The sequence below is a fragment of the Pseudorhodoferax aquiterrae genome, assembly GCF_014652235.1.
Lineage (GTDB): Bacteria > Pseudomonadota > Gammaproteobacteria > Burkholderiales > Burkholderiaceae_C > Pseudorhodoferax > Pseudorhodoferax aquiterrae.
On record NZ_BMYK01000014.1, the window covers coordinates 104,356 to 116,346 of the forward strand.

Here is an 11,991-nt window from a genome sequence, read left to right on the forward strand (position 1 = left end):
CCGGATGGTTCAGGATCAATCAGGCGGGGTCTTTGGCGCCGGGCCGGGTGTGGGGGTGCAGTTCGGCGCTGTCGTTGAAGGCCTTGACCATGCGCAGCATGGGGCCCATGACCCATGTGTTGAAGACCAGCACGTCGCTCTCCTCCTTGGGGTCGCGCGTGAGGTTGAACAGGTAGGGCGATTCGAGCTTGCCCTTGCCCTCGTTGACCTCGGGCTCCCAGTAGAAGTGCAGCTTCCAGTCGCGCCACTTCAGGGCCCGCATCTCCTGCTTGATGTAGAAGATGAAGCCCTCGCGCGCGGACTTGCTGTCCTGCGCGCCGAACAGGAAGTCGCGCTGGTCCACGCCGTCGATGGGCCGGTCGGCCGGCAAGGCGGCACCGGCCACCCGCGCCAGCGTGGTGAAGAGGTCGGTCACGTGCACGATCTCGTTGCTCACGCGGCCGGGCTGGATGCGGCCGGGCCAGCGCGCGATGAAGGGCACGCGCAGGCTGCCTTCCATGGCCGTGTGGTAGGTGCCGCGCCAGGGGCCGGCCGTGCCGCGGTAGGGCTGGCGGAACTCGGGGCCGTTGTCGCTGCAGAAGATGAACAAGGTGTCCTGCGCGATGCCCAGGCGCTCGACCTCGTCGACGACCTGGCCCACGCGGTGGTCCATCTCGGCCATGGAATCGGCGAAGTCGCCGTGGCCGGTGCGGCCCGCGAAGTCGGCGTGCGGCAGCGTCGGGAAGTGCAGGTGCACCATCGGGAAGTACAGGAAGAAGGGCTTGCCGGCCGCCACGTTGCGCTGCATGAAGGTGCATGCGCGCTGCACCAGTTCGGCGTCGATGCCGCGGCGCGCGTCCAGGTCGTAGAGCTTGACCTGCTGCGTCGGCTCGCCGGCCTTGCCTTCCATGATGAAGGGCAGATCGGCCACCGTCGGGTCGTAGCCGATGCTGGAGGTGAACTGGCTTTCGTCGGTGGTACGCGGGATGCCGTACCAGTGGTCGAAGCCGCGGTCCGAGGGGTAGCGGCCCTCCACGTCGCCCAGGTGCCACTTGCCGTAGTGGGCCGTGGCATAGCCCTGCTGCGCGAGCAGCTGCGCCAGCGTGATCTCCCAGCGCGTGAGGCCTTGCGGCAGGCCGGGCGGCACGGACTGCAGGCTGCCCGTGCGGATCGGGTGGCGGCCGGTCATGAGCGCCGAGCGCGTGGGCACGCAGTCGCTTTCCACGTTGAAGTTCTGCAGCAGCAGGCCTTCGCGCGCCAGTGCGTCGATGCGCGGTGTGGGGGCGCCGCGCAGCGCGCCGCCGCCGTAGCAGCCCAGTTCGCCCCAGCCGAGGTTGTCGGCCAGGATCAGAACGATGTTCGGAGAAGACATGTGAAGCCCAGGACAGTCGTGAAGGCTTCATCCTCATGCGAGATGCGCGCCGCCAGCATTCCTGGCGGGCGCAAAAGCATGAACTCAGGGAATCATCGGTCGCTCGACGGCAGTGGCGCGGGCCGCTGGTCGAGCACGAGCTGGCGGAAGGCCGCCATGAGCGGCGTCCACTGGGCCTGCGGGTGCGACAGCAGCACCTGGCTGCGCTGGATGGCGAACTCGCGCAGCGGCAGCGGCTGCACACGGCCGAGCCAGCTGCGCAGCGCCGAGGCCGGCACGAGGGCGAGCAGGTCGGTGGCCATGAGCACGCCCATCACGGCCTCCGAGGTGTATTCGACCTCCACGCAGACATGCGGGCGCGGTGCCGCGTGCCGCGCGAAGATCTCCAGCACATGGCGCCGGGCCGCGCTCTGCGCCGACGGCATGACCCAGCCGTAGGGCGTGAGGTCGTGGATGGCGGGCGCGGCCAGGCGCAGCAGCGGGTGGTCGGCCCGCACCACCACGTGCATGCGGTCCTCGCCGATGTCGATCCTGGTGCAGCTCAGCGCCTGGCCGCTGTAGGTGGGCACGACGGCCAGGTCGAGCTCGCCGTTCTCGACCTGGTCGTGGAGCAGGTCGGACTTGCCGATCTCGAGCTGCAGCCGCATGGCGGGGCGCCGGCGCACCAGCTCGGCGATCGCGCGCACCGCGATGCTGTCGGCGGCCGGGCTCGTGATGCCCAGGCGCAGCAGGCCGGCGTGGCGCGCGCGCAGGTCGGTGGCCAGGCGCACGAGCTCGAAGTGCTGGGCCTCGAAGCGCCGTGCGGTCTCCAGGAACATCTGGCCCTCCCCGGTCAGCCGCGCCCCCTTGGCGCCGCGCTCCAGCAGGGGCACACCGACTTCCTGCTCCAGCCGCCGGATCGCCTTGGAGATGGCGGGCTGGGTCTGGCCCACCTTCTCGGCGGCCCGGCTCACGCTGCCGCAGCGCACCACCTCGATGAAGGTGGCGACGTCGTTGTTGAAGAAGTTCATGGTCCGCGGGAAATGCAAGCTTCGGTCCCGTGGCATGGTAGGGCCGCGGCGCAGGCGGTCGGCGGCGGTGCGTCCAGCGGGTGGCCGTGGCGCGAGGGTGCCGGCGACCGGGCCCTACACTGGCCCGGCGGGAGCGCCGGGCTCCCGGCATCCCTGACGGAGGATTTCATGCTGCCCCTGCGCTGCAACCGCACCGAACCCGCCATGGCCCGAAAGCGCCGCTGACATGGCGCAGGCGACCCACCCCCATTACGACCGCCTGATCGCCGCCGCCCGCGCGCTGCCGCCGCTGCGCATGGCGGTGGTACACCCGACCAACGCCGTGGCGCTGCAGGCCGCCCTGGAGTCGGCCCGGCTCGGCCTGATCACGCCCTTGCTGGTCGGCCCGCGCACGAAGATCGACGCCGCCGCGCATGAACTCGGCGCCGACCTGTCCGGCGTCGAATGCGTGGACGCGCCGCACAGCCATGCCGCGGCCGAGGCCGCCGTGGCCCTGGTGCACGAGGGCCGCGCCGACGCGCTCATGAAGGGCAGCCTGCACACCGACGAGCTGATGGGCGCGGTGGTGCGGCGCGAGGGCGGGCTGCGCACGGGCCGGCGCATCAGCCACTGCTTCGTGATGGACGTGCCGGGCCATGCGCAGCCGCTGGTCATCAGCGATGCGGCCGTCAACATCGCGCCCACGCTGGAGGAGAAGGTCGACATCGTGCAGAACGCGATCGACCTGGCCCACGCGCTGCGCTTTCCGGCCGTGCGCGTGGCCCTGCTCTCGGCCATGGAGACCGTGAACCCGCGCGTGCCCTCCACGCTGGACGCGGCCGCGCTGTGCAAGATGGCCGACCGAGGGCAGATCACGGGCGCCGTGCTGGACGGCCCGCTGGCCATGGACAACGCCATCGATGCCGAGGCCGCGCGCATCAAGGGCATCGTCTCGCCCGTGGCGGGCGTCGCCAACGTGTTGATCGTGCCGGACCTGGACGCCGGCAACATGCTGGCCAAGAGCCTGAGCTTCCTGGCCGGCGCCTACGCAGCCGGCATCGTGCTGGGCGCCAAGGTGCCCATCGTGCTGACCAGCCGGGCCGACGGCGAGACGGCGCGGCTGGCCTCCTGCGCGCTGGCCGCCATGGTGGCGCAGGCGGCGCGGGCCGGCAGCATCAAGGCGGTGGGCTGAGAACTCCTGCAACCGTCCCCGCCGCTTCAGACGCCAACGGCGCATCGGCATTTTTGTGTCCAAACCGGGCGGTCATGGCGTGCGTGGACAATCGCGCCCTCTCCAGCCGAGGAATACCGTGCCTACCCGCAAGCAAAGAATCGACGACCTGACCGCCCTGATCCAGAGGGTCGCGGACGGGGACAACTGCATCCAGCGCATGGAAGCGCTGGTGGCACGCGCCGGCGAACGCGGCGAACCGACCGCAGACCTGTTGCGCTACCTGGAAGACATGCGCCGCGTACAGGCCTCGTTCAGCCACAACCGCGATGCGCTGGCCAAGGCCCTGGGCGAGAGCGCGCGCATCGCCGCCCTGCAGGCGCTGAACGTGATGGACTCGCCGGAGGAGCGGGCCTACGACGACATCACGCGCCTGGCCGCCTCGGTCTGCGGCACGCCGATCGCGCTGGTGTCGCTGGTGGACGGGACGCGCCAGTGGTTCAAGGCGCGCGTCGGATTGCAGGCCAGGGAAACGCCGCGCGAACTGGCCTTCTGCGCGCATGCCATCCAGACCCCGGAACAGGTGATGGTGGTGCCCGACGCGCAGGCCGATCCGCGCTTCGTCGACAACGCACTCGTGACGGGCGATCCGAACATCCGCTTCTACGCCGGTGCCCCGCTGGTCACGTCGGACGGCCATGCCCTGGGCACGCTGTGCGTGATCGACACGGTGCCGCGCACCATCGGGCAGGAGCAGCTCCAGGAGCTGGAGTTCCTCGCGAACCAGGTGATCGCCGTGCTGGAAAAGCGCGGGGCGTGAGCGGCACGGGGCGCGGCGGCTGACCTTCGGAGTGGACACGATTCGGATATGGTCGGTCCATCTAGGCTCGGCAGCCCGACACCATGCCCCTCCAGATCCGCACCGCGACCGCAGACGAGGCCGGCCCGGCTTGCGCCGTGTTGTACCCCTCGGTCAGGCAACGCTGGAGGGACGACCGCCCCGCGATGACTGCCTCGGCAGACGGCAGGCATGCGGGCCTGACGCTGTCCGCCCACGTCGACAACCACGACCTGCGCCAAGCCGCCTTGGCGCCAACGCCCCCACGGAGCCCGACCCCATGAAAACCGCCGTCTTCAGCGCGCGCCGCTACGACCAGTCGCTGCTGGCCCAGGCCAACCGGGATGCGGGCCACGAACTCGTGTTCATCGCCGACCGGCTCACCGCCGACACGGTGCCGCTGGCGGCCGGCTGCCCGGCCGTCAGCGTGTTCGTCAACGACCAGGTCGATGCCGCCGTGCTGCGCGGCCTGGCGGCCCAGGGCACGCGGCTGGTGGCCACGCGCTCGACCGGCTTCAACCACATCAACCTGGACACCGCCCAGGCGCTGGGCATCGCCGTGGTGCGCGTGGCCGACTACTCGCCGCATTCCGTGGCCGAGTTCGCCGTGGGCCTGCTGCTGGCCGTGAACCGCAAGATCGCGCGCGCCAGCATGCGCACGCGCGACGGCAACTTCGAACTCGACGGGCTCATGGGCTTCGACCTGCACGGCAAGACCGTGGGCGTGGTCGGCACGGGCAGGATCGGCGCGATCTTCGGGCGCATCATGGCCGGCTTCGGCTGCACGGTGCTGGGCCACGATCCGTTCCCGAGCCCGGACTTCGCGCAGGCGGGTGGGCGTTACGTGGAACTGGACGAACTGCTGGCCGCCGCCGACGTGGTCTCGCTGCACTGCCCACTGACGGACGGCACGCGCCACATCGTCAACGCGCGCACGCTGGCCGGCGCCAAGCGGGGCGCGCTGCTCGTGAACACCAGCCGCGGGGGCCTGGTCGACACCGAGGCCGCCATCGCGGCGCTCAAGACCGGCCAGCTCGGCGGCCTGGCCATCGACGTCTACGAGCAGGAGGCCAGCCTGTTCTTCCAGGACCTTTCGTCCACCGTGATCACCGACGACGTGATCCAGCGCCTGGTGTCCTTTCCCAACGTGATCGTCACGGGCCACCAGGCCTTCTTCACGCAGGAGGCCATCGGGCAGATCATGCAGACCACGGTGCAGAGCCTCACGGCCTTCGAGCGCGGGGATGCGCTCGTGCACCGCGTGCAGGCCGGCTGACCGTTCAGTTTCCGGGGCCGTGCCACTCGCGCACGTGCGGCGCGATGTCGGCCCGTGCGGGCGGCTGCCTGTCGCGGTTCTGCGGTGTGCCCACGTAGACGAAACCCAGCAACTGCTCGTTGGCGGCCAGGCCCAGGCCGGCGTGCACGGTGGCGTCGTAGGCGTTGGGCCCGGAGACCCAGAAGCAGCCGTAGCCCTGCAGGTGCAGCGCGTTGAGCAGGTTCATGGTCGCGGCGCCCGTGGCCACGGTCTGCTCGATCTCGGGCACCTTGGGGTGCGGCTGCACATGGGCGACCACCGCCACCAGCAGCGGCGCGACCAGGGCCTTGCGGCGAAAGCGCTCGGCATCGCCCTGCGGATCGCGCAGGCGCGCGGCCTGCACGAACAGTTCGCCCAGGCGTTCGCGCGCGGCGCCGCGGACGAGCACGAAGCGCCAGGGGCGCAGCGCGCCGTGGTCGGGCGCGCACATGGCGGCGGCGAAGGCACGCGAGAGTTCGGCTTCGCTCGGGATGGGTTCGATCAGGGGCCAGGGGGAATGGCGCGTGAGCAGCCGGTCCAGGGCGTCGGCCCCGGGGCTGCGCGTCGCGCCGGGCATCGGCGCTGTGGCAAGGGTCATGCGGGCACTATAGATGAGAATTTCTCTCAACCAGAGCGCGCGCGGCAAAGACCCCGCGCACAGCCGCCGGGCGGTCGCGCGGCCGCGGCCCCGGAGGGTTCTCAGAACGTGTGAATGAACCGATCGCGCCCACGACGGGGTGCGGCGGGCCGCAGGCGAAGGCGCAGGCCGCAGACCGGGCTGGTGCCCGGGCAAGGACTGCAACGCCCGCATGCGGCCTGGCGCGCCCCGGCCCGAAGGGCGAGGCCCCGGGCGCGACGATCATGATGGAAACAGGAGCTTATTGGGGGCCTCGCGTGGGTGTGAGCGGTTCGTTCACACGTTCTCAGCCCCCGGCCGGCACCTCGGCATCGCGCATGCGCCGGCGCATCAGGTCGCGCACGATGGCCAGCGCCGGCGCCTCGGCACGCGCGGCCAGCGTCACCAGGCCGAACTGCGCCGGCAGCGCGATGGCGGGCTTGACCGGCAGCTCGACGAAATCCGGCGCGGCGGCGCGGATGGCCAGCACCACGGTGTCGCTGTCGCGCGCCACCTCGACCAGGCTGGCGACCTCCTCGCAGCGCAGCGTGACGCATTCCTGCGGATGGGCCTGGGGGCCGTAGCGCTCCACCAAGTGGCGTGCCACCTCGTCGCTGAGCGGTGTCGAGGCGATCGGGTACTGGCGCAGCGCGGCAAAGCGCAGCGCACCTTTCCAGCGTGTGAGCGGGTGGCCCGGCCGGCACAGGAAGGCGCCGCGCATGTCGACCACCTCGCTCACGCGCAGGTCGGCGCCGGGCGGCATGGCGCGGATGTCGAGCACCAGCGCGTCGAGCTCGCGCTCGCGCAGCGCCTGCACCAGCACCGCGGTGTGGCCGCGCGCGATGGTCAGGCGCACGCTGGGGTGGCGCGTGGCCATCTCGTGGCCCAGCGCGGTCATCAGCATCGCGCCGGGGCCGGAACTCATGCCCACGCGCAGCGCACCGGCGCGCCCAGCGCCCATGCTGCGGCCACTGGAAGACAGCTCGTCGGCGTCGAACACGATCTGGCGCGCGCGCTGCGCGATCTCGCGGCCGAAGGGCGTGAGCTCGGTGCGCTTGCCCACGCGGTCGAACAGCGGCTGGCCCAGCTCGTCCTCGAGCGCGCGGATGCTGCGGCTGAAGGCCGGCTGGGTCAGGAACACGGCATCGGCCGCGCGCGTGAACGAGGCCGCATCGGCCAGTGCAATGAGGTGGCGGAGTTGGACGAGGGTCATCAGTCGTTACCTGCAGCCAATGCATCATATCCCTGTGAAAGATGCATTGGATGTTTGGTTTGGCGACTCCTACAGTCCGCCCCATCCCCACTGCTGGACCCGCACCACATGCATCCCGTCACCGAACCCGAAGGCGCTTACCTGGCCAGCGCCCGGCAGCACGCTGTCGACGAATTCATCCGCATCCGCCGCGAGATCCACGCCGAACCGGAGCTTGGCTTCGCCGAGCACCGCACCGCCGCGCTGGTGGCCGACAAGCTGGAAGGCTGGGGCTATGCGGTGGAGCGTGGCGTGGGCGGCACGGGTGTGGTCGGCCGGCTGGTGCGCGGCGACGGCCAGCGCCGGCTGGGCCTGCGCGCCGACATGGATGCCCTGCCCATGGCCGAGCACAGCGGCAAGCCCTGGGCCAGCCGCAGGCCCGGCGTGATGCACGCCTGCGGCCACGACGGCCACACCGCCATGCTGCTGGCCGCCGCGCGCCGGCTGGCCGAGGACAGCCACTGGAGCGGCACGCTGGTGCTGATCTTCCAGCCGGCCGAGGAAGGCGGCGGCGGCGCGCTGCGCATGATGGAGGACGGCCTGTTCGAGCGCTACCCCTGCGACGCGGTCTTCGCCATGCACAACATGCCGGGCCTGCCGCTGGGCCACCTGCAGTTCCGCGAGGGAGCGGCCATGGCGTCGAGCGACTACGCCACCATCACCATCGACGGCCTGGGCGGCCACGGTGCCATGCCGCAGCATGCGGCCGATCCCATCGTCGCTGCGGCCAGCCTGGTGATGGCGCTGCAGACCATCGTGGCGCGCAACGTCGACCCGCAGCAGACCGCCGTGGTCACCGTGGGCGCGCTGCAGGCCGGCCAGGCCAACAACGTGATCCCGGCGCAGGCGCGGCTGGAACTGAGCGTGCGCGCGCTCGATGCCGGCGTGCGCGCGCTGCTGGAGCGTCGCATCCGCGCGCTGGCCGCCAGCCAGGCCGAGGGCCTGGGCTGCACGGCCACAGTGGACTGGCGGCGCGGCTATACGGTGCTGGTCAACACGCCGGCCGAGACCGCGCTGGCGCGGGCCGTGGGCCTGGAACTCGTGGGCGCCGAGCGCGTGACGCTGCAGGGCCCGGCGCTGACGGGCAGCGAAGACTTCGCCTTCATGCTGGAGCGCGTGCCGGGCAGCTACCTGCTGGTGGGCAACGGCGACGGCGAGGGCCATTGCATGGTCCACAACTCGGGCTACGACTTCGACGACCGCAACATCGCCGTCGGTGCGGCGTACTGGACGCTGCTGGCGCAGCGCTTCCTGACGGCCTGATCTCCCCCATTCCTCCGAAAGCCCCCATGTCCACCACCATCCTCACGCGCGATGCAGCGCCCGCACGGCGCGCGGCCACCGCACGGCGCGCGGCCACCGCGCGCGCACCCGCCACCACCCAGGGCGTGCCGCGCCGCATCGTGGCCGCCACCGTCGCGGGCAACGCGCTCGAGTTCTACGACTTCGTCACCTATGCCTTCTTCGCGGTCTACATCGGTCGCGCGTTTTTTCCGGCCTCCACGCCGCTCGCCAGCCTGCTGCTGTCGGTGGCGGTGTTCGGCGTGGGCTTCGTCACGCGGCCGCTGGGCGGTGTGCTGATCGGCATGTTCGCCGACCGCGCGGGCCGCAAGCCGGCCATGCTGCTGACCATCGCCCTCATCACCATCGGCACGCTGGGGCTGGCGCTGACGCCCTCCTATGCGCAGATCGGCATCGCCGCGCCGCTGATCGTGGTGTTCTGCCGCCTCGTGCAGGGCGTCGCGCTGGGCGGCGAGGTCGGGCCGGCCACAGCCTTCCTGGTCGAGGCCGCGCCGCCCGGCCGGCGCGCCTTCTACTCAGGCTGGCAGCTCGCCAGCCAGGGCATCGCCACCCTGGTCGCCGGCGTGATCGGCATGGCCGTGATCGCCACGCTCACGCCCGAGCAGCTGCAGGCCTGGGGCTGGCGCCTGCCCTTCCTGCTGAGCCTGCTGCTGGTGCCGCTGGCCGTGTTCCTGCGCCGCGAGATGCCCGAGACGCTGCACGAAGGCAGCGCGGTGCGCGAGCACGCCGGCCTGGCGACGCTGCTGCGTCACCGCCGCACCATCGGCACCGCGGTGCTGGTGATCCTGGGCGGCACGGTGTCCAACTATGTCTCGACCTACATGACGACCTACGCCATGGCCACGCTGCAATTTCCGCCGCTGGTGGCCATGGGCGCCACCGTGATGGTGGGCGTGGCCACCTTCGGCTTCGCGCTGCTGGGCGGCTGGCTGGCCGACCGCCACGGCCGCAAGCCCGTGATGCTGTGGCCGCGCCTGGCCACGGCCGTGCTGGTGGTGCCGGCCTTCCTGTGGCTGATCGCGCAGCCCAGCCTGCCCGTGCTGCTGGCCGTGACGCTGCTGACCACGGCCCTGGGCGCGATGAGCGGCGGCGCCAGCATCACGGCCATCCCAGAACTGCTGCCGCGCGGCATCCGCGCCAGCGGGCTGTCGATCGCCTACGCGGTGGGCGTCGCGCTGTTCGGCGGCACCACGCAGTTCGTGGTGACCTGGCTCATCGAAGTGACGGGCAACAAGGCCGCGCCGGCCTGGTACGTGGCCATCACCAGCCTGGTGACGGCGGCCGCGATGCTGGCCATGCCCGAGAGCCGCGACCGCGACATCAGCGGCTGAAAAACCACAGCGCGCCCGGACGGCTTGGCAGTCCGGGCAGGCCGCGCCACAATCGCGGCCCTGGTGGCCCCACAAGGGCCGCCGCACCCGGCCGGCATCCGCGATGCCGACCGGCGTGGGATCGGGAGAGTCCGCACCGCAGCAGCGGTCGGCGCCGAAGGAGCAACCGCCCCGGAATCTCTCAGGCCACAGGACCGGCCCCACGAACAGAACTCTGAAGAGCGCCCGGCGGCCACGCCAACCGGGTGCACCGAAGGAGCAAGCGCAACGCCACCGTTGCGTGAATCTCTCAGGTCCAGAACAGAGGGGGTGTCCGCTGCACGGGCGTGCTGCGGTCCCCACCCCTGGCGCGTTCTGGAACTGAACATGAAGCAATCCCACATCGCCGTGGTCGGCGGCGGCATCACCGGCGTCACCACCGCCTACGCACTGGCGCGCCGCGGCTTTGCCGTGACGCTGTACGAGCGGCACCGCTACGCCGCCATGGAAACCTCGTTCGCCAACGGCGGCCAGCTCTCGGCCTCCAACGCCGAGGTCTGGAACCTGCCGTCCACCATGCTCAAGGGCCTGAAGTGGATGCTGCGTGCCGACGCGCCGCTGCTGGTCTCGCCCAAGCCGAGCTGGCACAAGCTGTCGTGGTTCGCCGAGTTCATCGCCGCGATGCCGCACTACGAGCGCAACACGGTCGAGACCGCGCGTCTGGCCATCGCCGCGCGCGAGCACCTGTTCGGCTGGGCCGCGGACGAGGGCATCGCCTTCGACCACAAGCGCGAAGGCATCCTGCACATCTACCGCGACCGGGCCGGCTTCGAGCACGCGGAGCGGGTGTCCCGCCTGCTGGCCCAGGGCGGCCTGGAGCGCCGCCCGGTGACGCCCGGCGAAATGCGCGCCATCGAGCCCACGCTGGCAGGCAGCTACTACGGCGGCTGGTACACCGAGAGCGACAGCACGGGCGACATCCACCGCTTCACCTTCGGCCTGGCGCAGGCCGCCGCACGGCGCGGCGTGCAGTGCCTGTACGAGCAGCAGGTGGCCTCGGTGCAGCACGATGCCGACGGCGTGACCGTCACCTCCACCGGCCCCGATGGCCAGACGCTGGCGCGCCGGCACGACGGCGTGGTGGTCTGTGCCGGTGTGGCCAGCCGGCGCTTCGCGGCCATGCTGGGCGACCGCGTGAACATCTATCCGGTCAAGGGCTACTCGATCACCGTGCACCTGGACGACGAGGCCAGCCGCGCTGCCGCGCCCAACGTGAGCCTGCTCGACGACGCGACCAAGCTGGTCACGAGCCGCCTGGGCCCGGACCGCTTCCGTGTGGCCGGCACGGCCGAGTTCAACGGCGAGAACCGCGACATCCGCGCCGACCGCATCCGCCCGCTGGTGGACTGGGTGCGCGACTGCTTCCCGGGCGTGGACACGCGCCGCGTGACGCCCTGGGCCGGGCTGCGGCCGATGATGCCGGACATGCTGCCGCGCGTGGGCCGCGGCCGCGCCGCCCATGTGTTCTACAACACCGGGCACGGCCACCTGGGCTGGACGCTGTCGGCCGTGACGGCGGACATGGTGGCGGGGACGGTGGCCGCGGCCTATGGCGGCGCGGCCAAGGCCGTGGTGCAGCGCCCGCTGGCCGCCGCCTGAACGCGCCGGCGCTGCGCCACGGCGGTGCGCGGCGGCGCCGCTTGCACCGGTATGAATAAGTGTACGCACTCGAATTCGTCTACCGATGACCGCGGGCAGCGCTCGACAGGGTGATCGCATGGCGCGCAGCTTGCTAAGCTGATCGAGCGTACGCACTGCAAGTGGCACAGCTGCCGCTGCGGTGCTGCGTGCCATGCCCTTCACCCTGG

The 11,991-nt window shown here is 71.4% G+C and carries 10 protein-coding genes and 1 riboswitch; of the genes, 6 read left to right on the forward strand and 4 right to left on the reverse strand.

Translation table 11 applies throughout. The features are described 5' to 3' along the window. Positions 1–19 precede the first annotated feature (19 nt). On the reverse strand, positions 20–1,351 hold the full coding sequence (locus tag IE209_RS20305; protein ID WP_189688728.1) for an arylsulfatase: 1,332 nt from the start codon (positions 1,349–1,351) through the stop codon (positions 20–22). 92 nt (positions 1,352–1,443) lie between these two features. After that, positions 1,444–2,361: a LysR family transcriptional regulator gene (locus IE209_RS20310; RefSeq protein WP_189688729.1), complete on the reverse strand. Its 918-nt coding sequence runs from the start codon at positions 2,359–2,361 to the stop codon at positions 1,444–1,446. Between the two features lie 226 nt (positions 2,362–2,587). On the opposite strand from IE209_RS20310, the gene IE209_RS20315 reads away from it, so the two are divergent. From IE209_RS20315 to IE209_RS20325, 3 genes are all read left to right on the forward strand, one after another. Continuing rightward, positions 2,588–3,532 (forward strand): phosphate acetyltransferase, encoded by a 945-nt coding sequence (locus tag IE209_RS20315; RefSeq protein WP_189688730.1) that lies wholly within the window; start codon positions 2,588–2,590, stop codon positions 3,530–3,532. Between the two features lie 118 nt (positions 3,533–3,650). Next, positions 3,651–4,331 (forward strand): GAF domain-containing protein, encoded by a 681-nt coding sequence (locus IE209_RS20320; RefSeq protein ID WP_229882955.1) that lies wholly within the window; start codon positions 3,651–3,653, stop codon positions 4,329–4,331. 298 nt (positions 4,332–4,629) lie between these two features. After that, positions 4,630–5,625, forward strand: coding sequence for a 2-hydroxyacid dehydrogenase (locus IE209_RS20325; RefSeq protein ID WP_189688731.1), 996 nt, complete (start codon positions 4,630–4,632; stop codon positions 5,623–5,625). Positions 5,626–5,629: 4 nt separating this feature from the next. On the opposite strand, the gene IE209_RS20330 is transcribed toward IE209_RS20325, so the two are convergent. Beyond that, on the reverse strand, positions 5,630–6,241 hold the full coding sequence (locus IE209_RS20330) for a nitroreductase family protein (RefSeq protein WP_189688732.1): 612 nt from the start codon (positions 6,239–6,241) through the stop codon (positions 5,630–5,632). Positions 6,242–6,566: 325 nt separating this feature from the next. Beyond that, the gene (locus IE209_RS20335) at positions 6,567–7,472 is read right to left on the reverse strand and encodes a LysR family transcriptional regulator (RefSeq protein ID WP_189688733.1); all 906 of its coding nucleotides are present in this window, start codon (positions 7,470–7,472) and stop codon (positions 6,567–6,569) included. A 108-nt stretch (positions 7,473–7,580) separates the two neighbouring features. On the opposite strand from IE209_RS20335, the gene IE209_RS20340 reads away from it, so the two are divergent. From IE209_RS20340 to IE209_RS20350, 3 genes are all read left to right on the forward strand, one after another. Next, a complete protein-coding gene (locus tag IE209_RS20340) occupies positions 7,581–8,774 on the forward strand; it encodes a M20 aminoacylase family protein (RefSeq protein WP_189688734.1) in 1,194 nt (397 codons plus the stop codon). A gap of 26 nt (positions 8,775–8,800) precedes the next feature. Continuing rightward, positions 8,801–10,144, forward strand: a complete 1,344-nt coding sequence (locus IE209_RS20345) for an MFS transporter (RefSeq protein WP_189688735.1) — start codon at positions 8,801–8,803, stop codon at positions 10,142–10,144. 112 nt (positions 10,145–10,256) lie between these two features. After that, positions 10,257–10,351: riboswitch (glycine riboswitch) on the forward strand. A gap of 159 nt (positions 10,352–10,510) precedes the next feature. After that, the gene (locus IE209_RS20350) at positions 10,511–11,782 is read left to right on the forward strand and encodes a D-amino acid dehydrogenase (protein ID WP_189688736.1); all 1,272 of its coding nucleotides are present in this window, start codon (positions 10,511–10,513) and stop codon (positions 11,780–11,782) included. Positions 11,783–11,991: the final 209 nt, after the last annotated feature.